This is a genomic window from Sphingomonas sp. NFX23, assembly GCF_049887795.1.
Lineage (GTDB): Bacteria > Pseudomonadota > Alphaproteobacteria > Sphingomonadales > Sphingomonadaceae > Sphingomonas.
The window spans coordinates 107,787-125,076 of record NZ_JAGEKH010000007.1; the positions used below are offsets into that span (position 1 = coordinate 107,787).

Annotated in this window: 19 protein-coding genes; 14 read left to right on the top strand and 5 right to left on the bottom strand. The window is 59.1% G+C overall.

Annotated features, from left to right (window positions below):
* Positions 1-105: 105 nt before the first annotated feature.
* The 3 genes from J4O76_RS18960 to J4O76_RS18970 are packed head-to-tail and all read right to left on the bottom strand — an operon-like array spanning position 106 to position 2,588.
* Positions 106-1,272: a nucleotide sugar dehydrogenase gene (locus J4O76_RS18960; protein ID WP_426283618.1), complete on the bottom strand. Its 1,167-nt coding sequence runs from the start codon at positions 1,270-1,272 to the stop codon at positions 106-108.
* 46 nt (positions 1,273-1,318) lie between these two features.
* Entirely contained in the window at positions 1,319-2,101 is a 783-nt protein-coding gene (locus tag J4O76_RS18965; protein WP_426283619.1) for a WecB/TagA/CpsF family glycosyltransferase, read from the bottom strand.
* The gene (locus J4O76_RS18970; RefSeq protein WP_426283777.1) at positions 2,094-2,588 is read right to left on the bottom strand and encodes a recombinase family protein; all 495 of its coding nucleotides are present in this window, start codon (positions 2,586-2,588) and stop codon (positions 2,094-2,096) included. Before J4O76_RS18970 ends, J4O76_RS18965 begins: the two co-directional genes overlap by 8 nt.
* Positions 2,589-3,222: 634 nt before the next feature.
* On the opposite strand from J4O76_RS18970, the gene J4O76_RS18975 reads away from it, so the two are divergent.
* A complete protein-coding gene (locus J4O76_RS18975) occupies positions 3,223-3,471 on the top strand; it encodes a helix-turn-helix domain-containing protein (protein ID WP_426283620.1) in 249 nt (82 codons plus the stop codon).
* 35 nt (positions 3,472-3,506) lie between these two features.
* Here J4O76_RS18975 and J4O76_RS18980 read toward each other — a convergent pair whose 3' ends face one another.
* Positions 3,507-4,517 carry a LysR family transcriptional regulator gene (locus J4O76_RS18980; RefSeq protein WP_426283621.1) on the bottom strand — a complete coding sequence of 337 codons (1,011 nt, stop codon included), beginning with the start codon at positions 4,515-4,517 and terminating at the stop codon, positions 3,507-3,509.
* Between the two features lie 103 nt (positions 4,518-4,620).
* On the opposite strand from J4O76_RS18980, the gene J4O76_RS18985 reads away from it, so the two are divergent.
* The gene (locus tag J4O76_RS18985) at positions 4,621-5,823 is read left to right on the top strand and encodes a GNAT family N-acetyltransferase (RefSeq protein ID WP_426283622.1); all 1,203 of its coding nucleotides are present in this window, start codon (positions 4,621-4,623) and stop codon (positions 5,821-5,823) included.
* Positions 5,824-6,014: 191 nt separating this feature from the next.
* Here the strand turns inward: J4O76_RS18985 and J4O76_RS18990 are convergent, their stop codons facing one another.
* Complete coding sequence (locus J4O76_RS18990) at positions 6,015-6,656, bottom strand: recombinase family protein (protein ID WP_426283623.1); 642 nt, start codon at positions 6,654-6,656, stop codon at positions 6,015-6,017.
* A gap of 242 nt (positions 6,657-6,898) precedes the next feature.
* On the opposite strand from J4O76_RS18990, the gene J4O76_RS18995 reads away from it, so the two are divergent.
* The 12 genes from J4O76_RS18995 (at position 6,899) to J4O76_RS19050 (ending at position 17,289) form a co-directional block, all read left to right on the top strand.
* On the top strand, positions 6,899-7,705 hold the full coding sequence (locus tag J4O76_RS18995) for a muramidase (protein ID WP_426283624.1): 807 nt from the start codon (positions 6,899-6,901) through the stop codon (positions 7,703-7,705).
* The gene (locus J4O76_RS19000; RefSeq protein ID WP_426283625.1) at positions 7,702-8,055 is read left to right on the top strand and encodes a hypothetical protein; all 354 of its coding nucleotides are present in this window, start codon (positions 7,702-7,704) and stop codon (positions 8,053-8,055) included. Before J4O76_RS18995 ends, J4O76_RS19000 begins: the two co-directional genes overlap by 4 nt.
* The gene (locus tag J4O76_RS19005; protein WP_426283626.1) at positions 8,052-8,651 is read left to right on the top strand and encodes a lytic transglycosylase domain-containing protein; all 600 of its coding nucleotides are present in this window, start codon (positions 8,052-8,054) and stop codon (positions 8,649-8,651) included. Before J4O76_RS19000 ends, J4O76_RS19005 begins: the two co-directional genes overlap by 4 nt.
* Positions 8,648-9,958 (top strand): LPD7 domain-containing protein, encoded by a 1,311-nt coding sequence (locus tag J4O76_RS19010; protein ID WP_426283627.1) that lies wholly within the window; start codon positions 8,648-8,650, stop codon positions 9,956-9,958. The genes J4O76_RS19005 and J4O76_RS19010 overlap by 4 nt, the downstream gene beginning before the upstream one ends.
* Positions 9,959-9,979: 21 nt before the next feature.
* The gene (locus J4O76_RS19015) at positions 9,980-10,306 is read left to right on the top strand and encodes a TrbC/VirB2 family protein (RefSeq protein WP_426283629.1); all 327 of its coding nucleotides are present in this window, start codon (positions 9,980-9,982) and stop codon (positions 10,304-10,306) included.
* Position 10,307: 1 nt separating this feature from the next.
* A complete protein-coding gene (locus J4O76_RS19020) occupies positions 10,308-10,643 on the top strand; it encodes a type IV secretion system protein VirB3 (RefSeq protein WP_426283630.1) in 336 nt (111 codons plus the stop codon).
* Positions 10,636-13,002: a VirB4 family type IV secretion/conjugal transfer ATPase gene (locus J4O76_RS19025; RefSeq protein ID WP_426283631.1), complete on the top strand. Its 2,367-nt coding sequence runs from the start codon at positions 10,636-10,638 to the stop codon at positions 13,000-13,002. Before J4O76_RS19020 ends, J4O76_RS19025 begins: the two co-directional genes overlap by 8 nt.
* Before the next feature lies 1 nt (position 13,003).
* Positions 13,004-13,726 (top strand): type IV secretion system protein, encoded by a 723-nt coding sequence (locus J4O76_RS19030; RefSeq protein ID WP_426283632.1) that lies wholly within the window; start codon positions 13,004-13,006, stop codon positions 13,724-13,726.
* Between the two features lie 2 nt (positions 13,727-13,728).
* Positions 13,729-14,001: a hypothetical protein gene (locus J4O76_RS19035; protein ID WP_426283633.1), complete on the top strand. Its 273-nt coding sequence runs from the start codon at positions 13,729-13,731 to the stop codon at positions 13,999-14,001.
* A gap of 63 nt (positions 14,002-14,064) precedes the next feature.
* A complete protein-coding gene (locus tag J4O76_RS19040) occupies positions 14,065-15,102 on the top strand; it encodes a type IV secretion system protein (protein ID WP_426283634.1) in 1,038 nt (345 codons plus the stop codon).
* A gap of 500 nt (positions 15,103-15,602) precedes the next feature.
* On the top strand, positions 15,603-16,280 hold the full coding sequence (locus J4O76_RS19045) for a virB8 family protein (protein WP_426283635.1): 678 nt from the start codon (positions 15,603-15,605) through the stop codon (positions 16,278-16,280).
* 1 nt (position 16,281) lies between these two features.
* Entirely contained in the window at positions 16,282-17,289 is a 1,008-nt protein-coding gene (locus J4O76_RS19050) for a TrbG/VirB9 family P-type conjugative transfer protein (RefSeq protein WP_426283636.1), read from the top strand.
* The last annotated feature ends 1 nt before the right edge of the window (position 17,290 follow it).

Sequence of the window (17,290 nt, forward strand, 5' to 3'; positions counted from 1 at the left end):
GCTTACATGACGGACGCGCATATACTTGTCGGCATCCTAGCCGCAAAATATAAGAGAATGATAGCCGAAGCTATCATGAAATGATTCAGGAGATTGGTATTTTATTCAATTCAACCCGGATATATCTCGAGTGAATACTTTACCACGCACATCGTCAAGAGCATCGGTCATTCTATTTGCCACAATCACGTCACACTCAAGTTTGAAGGTTGACAGATCTTGTACAACTCTAGACCCAAAAAATTCTTCTTCGTGTAATTCAGGCTCATAAATAATAATCTTAATTCCCTTGGCTTTGATCCGTTTCATGATGCCTTGAATGGAGGACTGCCGAAAGTTATCAGATCCGGATTTCATGGCAAGGCGGAATATACCAACCTTTTTCGGATTCATTTTGATAATCTGCTCTGCAAGAAAGTCCTTTCTTGTATGATTTGCTTCGACGATAGCCCGAATTATATTTTGAGGTATATCGGAGTAATTTGCTAAAAGTTGCTTGGTATCTTTAGGTAGACAATACCCACCATAGCCGAAACTCGGATTACTATAATGTAGGCCAATCCGCGGATCAAGTCCTACGCCCTCTATGATTTGGCCAGTGTCTAGACTATGCGCAATGGCATAACTATCAAGTTCGTTGAAGAATGCTACGCGCATTGCAAGATACGTGTTAGCAAAGAGTTTGATTGCCTCTGCCTCATTCGGATCGGTGAAAAGTATTTCTATATTTGGTTTCAAGGCACCTTGATTTAGCAGGTAAGCAAACTTTCTCGCGCTTTCCGAGTGATCACCGACAATTATACGTGATGGATAAAGATTATCGTATAAAGCCTTTCCCTCGCGGAGAAACTCGGGACTAAACATGATTTGCGAAAAACCTAATCGGCGCCGTATATCTTGAATAAATCCGACCGGAATTGTCGATTTTACGACGATTGTAGCATTAGGATTTTCAGCGACCGCTATACGGATGACCGACTCGACTGATGACGTATCAAATTTATTCGTACGTGAGTCATAATTTGTTGGCGTGGCAACAATAACATAATCAGCCCCCCGAACTGCCTTTCGTGCGTCGAGTGTCGCGACAATATTTATGGATTGACTTTTAAGGAATCCTTCCATATCGGCGTCGACAATTGGCGATTTGCGTGCATTTACCATTTCAATACGTTCGGTAGATACATCTACTGCGATTACCTCGTTATGCTGCGCCAAAAGCACGGCATTGGAAAGCCCGACATAGCCCAATCCGAATACGACAATCTTCATATTTTACTCGCAGTTTGAGGAATGTATTTGTATCTTGGCGAGCGATTTATAAAGAGACTTTCACAAGTTTTTGGCCAAATAGTATTTTCGCAAAAACGATAGCATCTCCCGCGTATCGTGGCATTAATCGACTTGGTTCGGCCATCATACGATGAAGCCATTCGAATCCGATCCGGCCTAGCCAAATAGGAGCACGACTTTTCAAGCCGGCAGTAAAGTCAAGAGCGGCGCCCACGCAAAAAATGTGCGCTGGTGGTAGAGCATAGAGATTATGGGCGACCCAAAGCTCTGATTTAGGTGCACCTACCCCCATAAATAAGTGGGTAGTACGATGCCTTTGGATTCGAGAAAGCATTGCCCTGTTGATAGCTGCATCGCGCTCGAAGCCAAAGGGGGGAGAATAGACCTCAACGGCATCGGTATCGAACCCGCGATCGATCAAACTCTTGCGTAGCCTGCATCCGGTATCATTCGAGCTGCAGATAAAAAAGGGCCGGTCTACGGCTGGGCGCAGTTTTAAAAATAGTGCGGAAAACAGTTCTGCGCCGGTAACAAGCGGTAGATACTCTCCGAAGTAAACACGCGAGGCTATTTGGATAGGCCTACTATCTAGCGTTATTACTGAGGCCTTGCGGTAAGCTTTTCGAAAAGCGTCGTCAGACTGCAAGACGCGCAAATGATTGAGATTACATGTTACGTAAAAGGTGGGAAACGCGACTTTGCTAAGCGCGGTGTTGATAACGTCAGTAAGTGACTTGCGATCAAATCGCACGCCAAGCTGCTCATGCGCCCTATCGGTCGCTGACGTTAAAGCGGCATTTTTAGTCATAATAAGGTGCCGCCCCCGGCTGGCTTGAATGACGCTGTCGCTTCCGCATTATACTGAACTGCGGGAACGGCGCTATGCTGCATATGCGTACTACCGAATACAATCTTTTTACAATCACGACTTTCAAGAGGAAGCAGCGCTCGTTTGCATCAGAACAGAGGTTTCTCCCTCGTTCCCGCGCAGCTTTCGACCCGGCGTTAGTACGCTCGCAAATAAGTTCGCGTTCGAACGGGGCGAGCGAGCCGAAGATGTAGAACACCAGCTTCCCGCCCGACGTGGTGGTGTCGATCTGCTCGGTGTGCGAACGGAAGCCCACGGCACGTGCCGCGAGCTCGCCGACCTTCTCGATCAGGTGGCTCATCGAGCGGCCGAGCCGGTCGAGCTTCCACATAACCAACTTATCGTCGGCACTTAGATTCAGCGCATCATGCTGAAGCGGCAGCTTCTGGTCGCCGGTCGAGATCCACGCATAGCCGATCAGCGCCACGGCCGATCCCGATCTGTCTGTTATCCCAGCGATCTGCATTCTCGTCCGGATCGCCATCTTGGGTCCATAGTTGACTGACATATCCATGCTGACTGCCTGAGGACAATTTCTGGCCAGGGGCTTCCTCGTCCCCTTAGATGCTGCAAAACCACTCGGTCACAGATAGTTAGGCAGGAGAGCGTTCAACAAACGGGTGTCTGGGAACGGTTCAACGCGAGTGGTTGCGAGCGATCGGGCAAAGCGGAAAATAGGTTCGAGCGTATCTACCTTAAAGGCGGCCCCGAGGCGGCTACATTCGAGCGTTTGCCGTCTGCAGCCTTACGCTGCGAGCGTCGCTTCTAATCGATCCCGCCGTTCGCACCCGAAACCTTTAGCGACCGCTTTGTCCCAGAAGGCATCGATGACGGCGGAAAACCCTGTCGGCATCGCGGATGTACGACAAACGGATGTTTGCGCCGCCTGAGCCGACCCGCCAGCGCGTAGCGCATATCTGGATCCGTTCTATGTACTGACCCCGGGAGGAGCCTGCTACCCCGTGGTTGGGGCCTCCTTGGATATCGGTGTGCCGTCCATTAAGGTGTCACAAGATGGGCACGGACTTGTAGCCGTGATCGCGCCGGCACGAGACCTTTGAATGACGACAAGACTTCACCTGGAGGACATCATCCAGCCGGCCGCGCTTGCCTTCGGAGCGCGCGTCAAGGCGCGACGGAAGGTGCTCGGGCTTACCCAGACCGACATCTATAAGCGTACGGGGATCGGGATCGGCTACCTGTCCTCGATCGAGAGGGGCCGTGCGAACCCGACGCTGGACATGATGATAAAGCTCTCGGCAGCGTTAGGTCTGGAGATCTGGGACTTATTGCGTCCTACCGACGAGTAGCCAAGGGGCTGGGCGCGATATGAGGCTAAGCCTCGTCAATTGATCTCGTCGAAGGTATCCGGGAAAATGTTGACGATGTTGGTATCGCTAGAGTCCCGGCGAAAGGTCTTCGGATCGATATAGGTATCGGCGAAACAGGGATGGATCGCTCGGTCAAAACACTCACGGAGCCATTTTACTGTCGCAAGAATGGCTGGAGATGGCTTGGCCTTGGAACGATATACGAGGCGGAGCTCCCGTCGTATTCTCAATTCCAGAGGTACGAGAGCCGCAGCACTTGTGATTTCGCTGACAAATGTCGGCAGTGCACCGATACCAACCCCCCTCGTGACCGACCAAAGCTGAGATAGCGACGAGTTGGTTCGCATCGCGATGAAGCCTTGGGGACGTTCCGTACCAATTAGGAAGTCGAGAAGTTCCGAGCGCACACCAGGACTGACATGCTCCACGACCCGATGATCTTTAAGCGAGTCCATCGTTGATGGGATGCCATGGCGCTGAATGTAGCTCTGGCTCGCATACACAGCGAAATGAATCGTGGCCAGTTTCGAGGCAATGAGATCCGCCTGCGTTGGCTGTTCATACGTCAACCAGATGTCGGCCTCGTGGGTCCGGTCGCGCTCAAGGTTGTAGTCAAAATCCAGACCAATGGTCATTTCGGGGAGGACCGCCTGCAGCCTCGACATCCGCGGCGTGAGCCACAATGTTCCGATACCCTCGGTGCAAGCGATGGTGAGCTCTCCAGGCTTCACGAGAACGTCCTTGCTACTCGCTGCAAGATCCCACTCTGCGGCTTGGCTCATCGCCTCGCCAATTCTTAGGAGCTTTTCTCCGTCCTCGGCTAGCACGATCCCGTTGGCGCTGCGATGTACCAGGGTCAGACCGAGCCTTTCCTCAGTGCGCTCGATCCTGCGCCGTATCGTGTTGACCACGACCCCGTAATCTAAAGCGACCTTTCGCATGCTGCCGAGCCGCTGGACGGCCCGGAACAGCCTCACGTCGTCCCATTGCAGGTCAGCGAACTCGGCATGGTGTTTAGTGTTCACCCCTGGAACACGTGGCTCAACTTTTGTGAGCCTGTCAGTCAGACGCCTTCGCAATATCACCTCCGCTACGACGCCGTTCGCACGACAGCCCCGGGGATATGGAATGTTTCAAGACGTTGGCAATCCGATAGGCTCCCAACCGACCTCTTTCTGGGATGGTTGCTTCAACCAGCGCATGGGTGTGCTCATCGCGCGTAATCACCGTCGGCAAGTCCGGCTGCAGCGGCTCCCTTCCGGCAGCACCATGAAGATGATAGATGAGGTGCGCGCGCTGCGTCCTCTGGCGGACGGCGTCCATGTTGCCCGAATGCTCGAGAAGAACCCTGATATCGTCCGATCCGTAACCGTGCCTGGGGAAGATGGGGTAGCGAGCATCTTCGCCTACCTCCCGCTCAATGCGTACGGAGCATGGGCGCTGATGACCGGCCGGTATGATGGCAGCAGACCCGACCCGGCATGGATCTGCTCGGCAGGCGAAAAACCATCGGCCATCGCGATCTGGCTGATCGTCGCGCCGGGGCTGTTGATCCGCATGTTCGAGCCCATAGCGCGGCTCTTTCGCGAACTTTGTCCGGAGGGCTGCGCCATATTCTCGTACGGAGCGACGGATGCTTCGGCGAGCATCCAACGTGCTGTCGGTTTCCGTCCGGCTCAGGAGATGTTCCCCGGGGCCTCTGCCCATTTGGTTGCGGCATGCCCGCACGATGCCGTACCGATCGATATAGCCCGGACCATCGAACGCGTACGTCGGGGGCATGTGCACGTCGGCGTGGCACGCTCGATCGAGGACATGGCCAAGGTCTTCTGGGTCCGCTCCGCCACCTTCCAGGCTGAACAGGCATGCCCTTACGAGGAAGAGTTCGACGGCAACGATTTTTGTGCGACACAGCTTCTGGCTTATGTCGGTGATGATCCGGCTGCGTGCATCCGCATCCGCTATTTCGGGGATTTTGCGAAGCTCGAACGCCTTGCCATTCGCCGCGAGTATCGAAGCCGGAGCTTATCGCGTCTTTTGGTCGAAGCGGCGCTGGCTCACTGTTCGCGGAAGGGCTTCCGCCGGATATACGGACATTCACGCTCGGACCTGGTCGGATTTTGGCAGCGTCTGGGTTTTGATGTCATCCCGGAACGCCCGCCCTTCTGGTTCTCAGACGTGGAATATGTCGAGATCGTCGCGGAGCTGACCGCGGATCCGCTCGAAATCCGGTTCGGGATAGATCCGATGATGGCGATCAGACCGGAGGGCCGTTGGGACGAGCCGGGTCCCCTCGACATGTCGCTCGTCCGTTCGTCGTTAGCGGCATGACCAGGGTGTCGAGCCGCCCTCAGACGGAACCCACCACGGCATCGGGGGCAGAAGGGATAGCTGTGCGGGATAGCGCAGAGGTGCGAACGCGTTTTGCGGACCGAGTTCAAGCCTTGCTCGGCGAAATGGGGCTATCGAAGGACGAGCTTGCCGAACGAAGCGCGCTGCCGTCAAGCCGGGTCGATCGCGTCCTAGCCGGCAGTCTCATCCCGGTCACTTTCCGCGACATGACTGTCATCGCCGCTGTCCTTGGGAAGCCGGTTTACGCCCTTCTTCTCCCGACCAGCGCGGCGGTCGAGGTCGTATCGCTCGAGGTAGTTGAAGAGCGTGGACCGGGCGACGCCTAGCTCTTGGGCGACGTCCGTGGCGGTCGCACCTGGAGCGCTCAGTCGTTCGCGGATTTCCGGTAATTTGTCGGGACCTAGCAATTGCTTGCGACCTGGGGACGACATCTCGGCAGGATGCGTCTTAATGCCGTGTAGGTGCCGGTAATGGCTGTCGAGTGCATCAAGCATCGCGTGGAGTTTATCATCGGCGCCGGGCTCGACAATAATCCGGGGCGTACAGATTTCAAAGCTGACGCCATTCCGAAGCAGCTTGGCTATCGCTCGCACGAGCATGGGGGTTGCGATCGCGAGGCAGGAGAGATCATGGACTTTGACGCGATCACCGGCCTCAAGGCCGATGCCCTTGCGCTCCAGCAGCTCGCTGAGCTGGCTGAACGTCTTGCGGCCCGCAAGGACCTCGATGTCATCAGGGTTGAGGCACGATTGTTGGTTTTCGATCGTCGCCGAGCCCGGTGTTTGCGCGAGGAAAGCGACGCTTTTGCCCAATCTTCTGCCCTTTACGCGAAGCGCATTATCCTGAGACCGCGACGCTTCGCGCCGTCACCCCAAAAAAAAGAGATTTTCTACGCCAGGCCACCCCAATCGGCAACCGGGCGAGAGCGCGACAGCGGAAGCAATTTCGAAATCGCAATAACCAGATACGTCATTGCCACCTTGCGATTGCGTGTTGCCACTTCCGTCAATTATAGAATAGGATCAAATTTGTACTGGGTTGGTGGAAGGTGGTCATGCTTCCAGTGGGTCTCACGGCAAAGGCGATCCACCTCTGCGCCGCAGGGCTCGGAGGTGGCGTGACGCCGCTGCCAACGCCTTATGCGATCTCGGTACATGCAGGCGCAGCGCTCAGCCGTGAGCCCGTTACCGAAGCCGAAGCCGACGCTGAAGCGACCGTTCGCGATCTCATCACGTTGGGCGCGGATTTCGTAGCGGGACCACTTGCGATCAGCGGACGCGACTTTGCGACCTACGGCGTTACGCCCTCATCAGTTTTCGATGCCTGCTCGCTCGCGCATATCGATGATGGGGCGGCTGGCACGCCAGCAAGCGGTACGCCGACGGTCTGGAATGTCGCCGCGCTGGTCCGGCGCGCCTTCGGCGCCCGGATCACCGACACGATCCGCCCTATGAACGCGAGCTACGGCGCGCGGTATAGCTGGCACAAGGTCGGCCAGGCGGTCGATTTCGTGCCGGCAGGCGGCGTCAATTCGATCAACCGCGATCAAATCCGCGCGCTCATGGGACAGAGCGGGATCCACCTGATCGAGCTGCTAGGCCCGGGGGATCGCGGGCACTCCAATCATTGGCACATCGCCTTCGCGCGTCCGGGTCAAGTGATCGACCGAACACGGCCGATCGAGGAGGAAGAAGATTGGATCGTCAACGTCGCTAGCGCTGATGCGCCGGCTTCGGCGCCGGTCGGGACCGATGCGCACAGCGCGCCGGCCTCGGTCCTGCAAACCGCAGCAAAGGCCCCGCCACAATGGGACGTCTTCGCCAGCGCGGCTTGGCGCGCTTCTCAGGGAGGTGGTTCATGATGCGAAGTGTTCTGAATACGCCGAGCGGTGCCACGGGAGCGATCGCGCTGTGCGCGGGCGGTTTGATCGCCGTCGCGGCACCCCAACCGGCGTATGCGTCAGATTGGGGCTGCCAGGTGGTCCTATGCCTCGCAACGCCGGGGTCGCCAACCAAGTACGCGGAGTGCGTGCCTCCGATCACGAAGCTGTGGAACGCGCTGGCGATGGGCGGCGGGTTTCCGTCCTGCACCGGGGTCGGCATTAAAACGAAGTCGGCGAAGCATGGTTATACCATGACCGTGACCCAGCCCGACGGCAGCACGTCGCGCTACTCGCTGGATACTCGCTACCAGACGGTGACGCAGCAATGATGCATGCCGTCGCCGCCCTCACCGTGCTGGTGCAGCAATGCGCGTCCGAGGTCGCCACCGAAGCGGTCGTGCCGCTCGTCGTTACGGAGAGTGGCGGCGACGATCTTGCGATCAACGTCAATCGTGGCCCGCGCGTGCGGGCCGGCTCTATTGCCGAGGGTGCCGCGCTGGTTCGGCGCTATATGGCGCAGGGCTACACGGTCGATGTGGGCTTGGCCCAAATCAACTCGGCCAATTTTGCGCGGCTCGGCGTCAGCGTTGAACAGGTGTTCGATCCGTGCACGAACCTGCGTCTCGCGTCGTCGCTGCTGCAAGAGGGCTATGGCCTCGCCAGCCGCCACTACAGCGGCCTAGACGCGATTTCTGCGACCTATTCGCTCTACAACACTGGCACGCTGACGCGGGGCTTTCACAACGGATATGTCGGTCGCGTGTGGTCGGCCGCGAGCGGCATGGGCACGATTCAGGCCGCGCCGCCTATTCCGGGTGCGCCCGCTGTGTCGGCCGCTGCAACCAGCGCGGCCAAGCCCGCCAGTAGCGATGATAGCTGGGTGGTCGGTCAGATCGCTTCCAACTCAGTCGAGGTCTTCAAATGAGCGTGGATAATATCGTCGCACGGCCTGGGCGGGACGTGGAGCCGGAAGCCGCAGAGGCTGGCTTCAAGCTGCCGCCCGATCTCGCAGAGCGGTACGACGTTCGCGTTGTCCCGGCAAAAGACCCCAACGACGTTCGTATGGGCATGTTTCGACCGGGTGATCGCGGTGATCCATCGATCGAGGTCTTGGGCAACGGCGATCGGATCGTTGCCCGGAAGGAGGATCCGGAGACCGTCGCGGCGCTCGTGAAGATCGCCAAGCATGATGGTTGGGAGGGTATCGACGTCGATGGATCGCCCAAGTTCAAGAAGGCCGTATGGGAGGCCGGATCGCGGGAGGGGCTGACGGTCCGGGGTTATGAGCCGAGCTTTGCCGAACAGGAGCGGATGGCGGATGTGCGGCGAACGGATGAGGCGCGGCGCGAACGCGAGGCGGCTGCAAAGCTGGCGCCGATCGTGGAACAGGTTGCGCCGATCGTGGCTGCCGTTGCGGTCGAAGCGGCCGTTCCAGCGCGGTCAGCCGATGTCGATCGGGAAGCCGTTGCAGAAGCAGCGCCAGCGCAAGGCAGCACGGAGTTGTCGGGTGCCGACAAGCGTCTGCTGCTGACGCTGAGCGTCTATACCCAGGACCATAAGGCGCTCTCCAAGAGTCTGACACCGAACCTGGAGCCGATGGAACGGGAGTTCCGGTACGAGCGCCTCGAAGTAAACAACGAGGCGCTCAACGGTGCGTTGGAGCGTGCGCTCGAAAGCCCGACGCTGGTCAGCTCATTCTCCAAAGCGGGCTACGAGCCCGACGATCTGCGCAAGATGGCGCGCGCGGGTGAGTGGGAAGGTGAGGTCGCGGATGCGATCTACATCGTTCGGTCGGGGCTCAATCGTCATGAGGTGGCGAAAGAGTTGGTCGCGTCGTTTGTAGAGTCGGAGCGGGCGGACGAACGGGCTGGGACGCTAATACCGTATCCGCATCAGCAGTCCGAACCGGCAATCGTTCGCGAGGAGCGGGTGCATGGCGCTGACGTCGCGCGGGACGAGAATGAGGAACTGGCGGAGCTGTTCCTGCGCGGCAACGCCAAGCGGATTGCGGCTGACCCGCGCCTTGCCAATGCGGTCGAAGCGCAGGTGGCAATGGAGCAGCATATTAGCGCGGCGTTCGAAGGAGACGCGGACCGGATCATGTCCGCCAACCTCGAAAGCCGCGAATTGATCTCGGCCGCGCTGTCGCGCGGCCTGGATGTTTCGGTGCGTGAGCCAACGCCCGTTCGGCAAGTCGAACCGATCCAAATCACCCCCGACCTCGAGAGGTAAACGCAAGCCATGGAGACGCGTATGAAGTTCACTCAGCCGATGGGCCGGATGATGTCTGATCGCCGTGCTCGCCAAATTATCGGCATCGCAGGTGCGGTTGCCCTCGTTGCGATCGCGCAGCCCGCCCTCGCACAGAGCGGTGGTACGTCGATAGAGACCGGGCTCGGCACGATTAAGACGTGGATGACGACGGTCGCCTCGGTCGTCGGCGTGATTGCCGTGATGGCGGTCGGCTATGCCAAGCTGACCGGCCGGATGGACTGGGGCAAAGCGGTCACGGTGCTGATCGGTATCGGCATCATCTTCTCGGCCGCGACGATCGTCGGCTGGATGGGCGGCTCGGCGTAACATGGAAGACAAGCTCGCTGAGGATAGAGTGTTCCTCGCCCTGACCAGGCCATCGGTGTTCATGGGATTGCCGCTCGAGGCGATCCTGCCGATCATCATGGTCTGCATGGTGTTCTGGGGGATATTCCATAATCCCTTCTACCCCCTGGCCTTGTTCGGGACGCTCTACCTGCCGGCACGCGCGATCTGTCACTACGACTTTAACGCGTTCCGGCTGTGGGGCCTGTGGTTCCAGACGGGCTTTCTATCCAAAAATCGCAAGTTCTGGGGGGGCGGAAGTTACTCGCCCGTTCGCCTCGCCAAAGGCGTGAAGCGGAAGCATTCCGGCAATGACTGATTCCAAGCTGAAGCATAAGAAGATCGCGCTTCGTGAGGCGGATGACATCAAGTTCATCCCCTATACGCGACACGCCGACGACACACTGGTCGCGCTCGAAGACGGCTCGCTCATGCGCATGTACCGCGTCGATGGGCGGCCGTTCGAGACCAGCGACATCTCCGACCTCAACACATGGCATAGCAAGCTCAACATCGCGTGGCGCTCGATCGGTGATGATCGCGTGGCGATGTGGACGCATCTTGTGCGCACTGCGACCGACCCGGTTCTCGGAGGCGATTTTCACTCCGCTTTCGCGCGTCAGTTGCAGGACAGGTACGCGGAGACGCTGCGCGAGAAGGTTCTCTACCATAACGAGTTTTACGTCACGATCCTTGTGCGCCCGTCGAGCATGGCCGGCGATCAGGTGGGGCGCATTTTCTCGAAGAAGCAGGCCGACACACAGATCGATGATCGCGCGATGACGCTCATGGCAGACAAATGCCGTGATTTTGAATCGCTGCTCGCCGACGTCGCGCCGGAGGCGTTGTCGCTCTACGAACATAACGGCGTCATGTTCTCGGAACCGATGGAGGTGTTGCACTTCATCCTGACGGGCGATCGCATTCGTATCCCACTGCTCAACGGCAGGCTCGGTCAGGCGCTCTATTCCTCACGCATCGTGTTTGGTCGCGAAGCGGCCGAGATCCGCTTGCCGCACAAATCCCATTACCTCGGCATGTTCGGGGTGCGCGAATATGTCGCCAGCACACGGAGCGGGCAGTTCAACAGCCTGCTGACGCTCAATTTTCCGTTTGTTCTGACCCAGAGCTTCGCGCCGCTGGTGAAGTCGGTTGCGAGCGATCGCTTCACGAAAAAATACAAGCAGATGGTGTCGTCGGACGACGCGGGCGTCAGCCAGGCGGAGGAGCTGCTTGAGGGTGTCGACGATCTCATGGCGAACCGCTTCGCCATGGGTGAGCATCATCTGTCGATTTCGGTTATCGACGAGGATCCGAAGCGGCTGTTGGAACGGCTGTCGATCGCCCGATCGGCCGCGGCCGATACGGGCATGGTGATGGCACGCGAGGACGTCGCACTGGAAGCCGCCTTCTGGGCGCAGCTTCCCGGCAACTTCAAGATGCGCGCACGCCCTGCGGTCATCAACACGCGCAATTTCGCGGCGCTCAGCCCGTTCTACACCTTCCCGGCCGGTCGCAAGTCCGGGAACCACTGGGGGGAGGCGGTCACGCTGCTCAAGACCCGTGCGGGCTCGTCGTTCTGGTTCAATTTCCACCGCGCCGATATCGGCCACACGCTCGTCATCGGCCCAACAGGCGGTGGTAAGACGGTGCTGCAAAACTTCCTGCAAGCGCAGCTCGAAAAGACCGGCGCCAAGCAGGTCTTCTTCGACAAGGATCGCGGCGCGGAGATCTTCGTGCGCGCCTGTGGCGGCACCTATCTGGCGTTGCGTAATGGCAATCCGACCGGCTTTGCACCGCTGAAGGGGCTAACTGCCAGCCCGCACAACATTGCGTTCCTGCGGCAGTTCATCCGCGTGCTGGTGCGCCGCGAGAACCGCCTGCTCAGCGTCGCCGAAGAGCGACTGATCGACGAGGGTATCGACGCGGTGATGCGCCTGCCGGCGCCATCGCGTTCGTTCAGCGCGCTGCGCGAGATGCTGGGCTACTCCGATGCCGAGGGCATCGGGGCGCGGCTCGAGCGCTGGTGCCTGGGCGGGCCGCTCGGCTGGGCGTTCGACGGACCGGAGGACGAGGTGTCGATGGTGGCGCAGTTCGTCGGGTTCGACATGACGGACTTCTTGGAAAACCCGGAGATTCGCACGCCGACGATGCTGTACCTGTTCCACCGTGTCGACGAGCTGCTGAACGGGCAGCGTGTCGTGGTCGACGTGGACGAGTTCTGGAAGGCGCTTGAGGATAATGCGTTCCGCGCCTTTGCGCAGGACGGCCTAAAGACCTTTCGTAAGCGCAATGCCTTCATGGTGTTCGGCACGCAGTCGCCGGCCGATGCGCTACGCTCGCCGATCGCGCACTCGATCATCGAGCAGACGGCGACCAAGATTCTCCTGCCCAACTCGGACGCGAAGCGGTCGGATTACTGCGAAGGGTTGGGCCTGACGGAAGCCGAGTATCGGTTGATCCGCGAGGATCTGACCCCGGAGAGCCGCACCTTCCTGGTCAAGCAGGGCCATACCTCGATCGTGGCGAAGCTCGATCTGGGTGGGATGCCGAACGAGTTGAAAGTGCTTTCTGGCCGCGAGGAAACCCTCGTCGCCATGGAGGAGGCCATTGCCCATGCGGGCAACGATCCCGTGGCGTGGCTGCCGCACTTTTATGCCAACCAAAGGAGAAGCTGACATGTCGCTAAAGCACATCATTATGGTTGCAGCCGCGCCGGTCGCGCTCGCTGCGTTCGCGTCGCCAGCCGCTGCCCAGGGTATCCCCGTGTTCGATACCTCGACCTACGTCCAGGCACTCGCGCAGGTCCAGAATACGGTCAAGATGATCGACCAGGGCAAGCAGCAAATTCAGCAGGCGCAGGACTCGTTCAATTCGCTCTCGAAGCTGACCAACGTCAACAGCATCGCGCCACAGTTGCTCAACTCACAGGTCCGCAACATCCTGCCTAACACAACGATCGATGCCTCGACGCTTCTGAGCGGCGACCTGTCGAAGATCGGTTCGCTCGGCACAATCGCGTCGAGCATTCAGGCTCGGTACGCGCTGCCCTCGACTGGCTCCGATGCTGACGCGGCCTATGCCCAAGCGTTGAAGGGTGCGACCGGCTCGTCTGCGGCAATGGCCGCTCTTGGCGAAAATACCCTCAGCGTCACCCAGACGCGCATGCAGGGCCTCGATCAGCTTCGCGAGCAACTGTCGAGTGCCAAGGATCCCAAGGACGTGATGGATCTGCAAGCGCGGATCGCGGTCGAGCAGGCTCAGCTTCAGAACGACATGCTCAAGATGCAGGCGATCCAGATGGCGCAAGCCGGTCAGGCAAACATGCAGATCAGCGCGGCCCAGGTCGCGGCCGGTCGGGAAGAAGCGGACTTCTTCACGGCTAACACCATCAGGAAGTAATTATGCGCAAGATACTCCCCCTATCGGCTTTGCTCGTTATCTGTGGGTGCCAACAGAACGTCGTGGTGCCGACTGCCAAGGAACTGATCGCAAGTCCGCCACTCCTCGCTGAGTGGCGGGCGAAGTGTGAGACGGGAGAGTATAGCCATCTCCCTGCCGAGCAGAAGGCCAGGATGTGCGCGACCACAGGGGACGCCACGATCTCAGTCACTCAGGTCAAGGCCGGGAACGAAGAGGCGGACTTCTTCGAGCAGAACACGATCAGAAAAAAGTAACAGTCCTTGTTGCGCCTTGATCGCTGACGATTGGAACCTGACGTAATGCCCGCACCCAATATCATGACGCTGTTCACGACCATGTATGGGTACGTAGAGACGGCTATTGCGACATCGGTTGCTAGCTTCGGATCGGGGCTAGTGAGTTTTGTCGCAGCGCCCTTGGCGCTGGCGGCGATCATCTATTTCCTGTTGCTTGGCTTCGCCGTGCTTCGCGGCGCGATTCAGGCGCCGCTGCGCGAGCTGGTGTTCCAGGCCGGCAAGGTCGGGTTCGCGCTCGCGGCTGCCAGTGCCGTCGGCTATTCGGCGTTCGTGGTGAACGTAGTCACCAACCTGCCTAGCGAGATCATCGCGGCCGGATCGGGCACGCCCGTCACGAACCCTGGCACCACCTTCGATACCTATGTCTCGGATACCGGCAAACTCGCAGGTAAATTGGTCAAGGCGAACCTGAAGGTTCAGTCGCAAGAGCAGAAGGGTTTAACCGATTTCCGCACGCCAGTGATCCAGCTCAGTGCAACGCTGATAACCTACTTTTGCATCGGCGTGCTTTACATCTTCGCCTTTCTATCGGCATCGATTGGCTTCTGCATTGTAATTTTTGCCAAGCTGTCGGTAGCGATATGTGTCGCCTTGGCGCCCCTTGCGTTAGCATGTCTGCTCTTCAATTCATCACGCTGGCTGTTTGATGGTTGGTTGAAGCAGACCGTCAACTTTATCCTGTTGATGGTCGTCATGGCGATCATGATGAAGTTCATTACCGGCCTTCAAGAGGCTGCGATGGACGGCATGATGGGAACAGTTCCCGAGGATGGTTCGTCGTTCGTGATGGCGCAGGACGGTTATATCGTTCTGAAAGCGGCGGTTATGCTGGTTGCGACGATTGCCTGTTCGGCAATCTACATCGTCGGCACGATCTTCTTTTTCCAATCACCGGCTATTGCCGCCGGCATTGCGGGTGGCGCTTCATCGGGCGGACATGGCTTCCTGCAAACGGGTGCGAACATGTTGACCAACCGGCTCATGTTCAGGCGCGCCACGCAGGCAAACCGCCCGGCCGCAGGAGGCGGCCCGGGCGGTTCGGCCAGTCGCTCATCATAGATCGGCTGAGTGACCGCTCTTGTCTCATGAATCACGCACACCGCCCGCGCGGCAAGATACGAACGGAGACCGTATGAAAAGGCTGACCATCGTGGCGTTAGGGGTGGTTGCGCTTAGCGGCTGCACCGGGACTCACATCAAACCTGTCTCGGTGTGTGATGGGAAGCACCGTCGTCCTGCCAACCTCTACGGGACGGTCCTACCCAGCCTTCCCGTGCCCCTGCCGGCGTCTCAGCAGGGTCCCGGTCAGTCGATGGTCGCACCGCCTACCGGTGCAGCATCTTCGGCGCTGGCGCCAGTGCCGGCGCCGGCGCCTGTTCCAGACCCAGTGCTGATGCGGGATGACACGCCGGCACCAATGCCCATTCCATCCCCGGCGCCGGGCGCCGCCCCTGCCGCGCCCATGGGACCTGGAGCGATGAATGTCCCGCGATCAGCGCCTCGAACGTCCCAGCGGGACGTCGCGCTGACCTACTCCTCTTGCTGAAGGGATCGACGCCATGGGCGCGGTGAAGTCCGAAGATAAAGAGAAATACTTCGAGACCTCGAGGACGTGGGAATACGACCGTATGCGGGCGGCTATCCAGTCCAGGAAGATCGCTTGGGGTGTTGCCGCGGGGGCCTGCACCCTCGCCGTAGCGTCGGTTGCGGCCGTGGCGATGTTGGCCCCGCTAAAGACCGTAGAGCCCTATGTCATCCGGGTCGATAAGTCGTCCGGCGAAACACAGGTCATCACGGCCCTGAAGGGTCCGCAGCCGCGTACTTATGACGATGCGGTCAACCGCTACTTCATCTCGCAATATGTCCGAATGCGCGAAGGCTGGCTGAACGACGCTGCACGCGAGAACGCCTATGCCGTGATGCTGATGAGCGACCAGCTCGAGGGCGCGCGTTACCTGAACGGTGTCTCGGCGAACAACAAGAACGCGCCTTCAAACATCTACGGCGACAAGGGCTTCGTCTCGATCTCGATCCGGACGATCAGCTTCCTGAGCCCGACGGTCGCGCAGGTCCGCTACACCAAGATCATCACCATTAGTCAGAACACACCGGTCGCGCAGAATTGGAACGCGATTTTGACCTTCCGGTACACCACGGCGCCCGAGCATGAGAAGGATCGCAACATCGATCCGCTCGGCTTCCAGGTCGTCAATTATCGTTCCGACCCGGAGGCGTGAGATGAGCGATCAGCCAACAATTCCGGATGATGGCGAGCACGTCGTCGTCCCCTTCATGCCAGCCCTTCGCGAGAAGCTGGCGGTTCACCTGTCGCCACCATCGACCGAGTTGGTGGTGACAGATACCGGCTCGAAGAGCCGGTTCTGGCGCGGGGTTGGGGCGGTGTGGCAGCGCCTGATTGCGTTCTCGATCGTCGGGGCTTGTGCGGTCACATTGATGCCGCAAGCGGCGTTTGCGTCCGAGACCCCCATCTCTGGCGGGAAGGACGCGCGCGTCCGCAACGTCAATTACGATCCCGACCAGGTGGTGACGATCGTCGGCAGTTTCCGCCACGCGATCGAGATCCAGTTCGGTCCCGGCGAGACGGTGACGCAGGCGGCGCTCGGCGACACGGTGTCATGGCAGATCGCGCCGGTCGGCAACGTCGTCTTCCTGAAGCCGCGTGAGAAGGCGGGCGGGACAAACCTGATCGTCATCACGAACGCGGGCGGAACGCCGCGAACCTACCATTTCAATCTGTCGCTCGGAACGGGCGATACGATGTACGGTGTCCGCTTCCGTTATCCGCGCGAGGAACGCGCCATGGCGGCGCTTCAGGTGCAGCTCGCCCAGGCGCAAACCGCCAAGGCGATCGAGACGAACGTCGCCCAGGCAGCGCTCGACCATGCCGTAATCGAGGGCACTCGGAACATGAATTATACGGTGCAGGGCGACTCCGCGCTGCAACCGACCGAGATCTCCGACAATGGCGAGTTCACGGTACTGCGCTATCCGGGCCACGCCGACATTCCCTCGATCTTCGCGGTCGACGTCGACGGGACCGAGACCATCGTCCCCTACGATGTTCGCGAGGATTTCGTCGTGATCCATGCGGTCTATCGTCAGATCCGCCTCCGGCGCGGTTCGACGGTGCTGTGCATCTACAACGAAGCTCCGCTGCGCAATGATCGCGGCGATCGCACGGGCACCGTCTCCAATGTGGTCGAACGTAAAGTGAAGGGACAGTAAC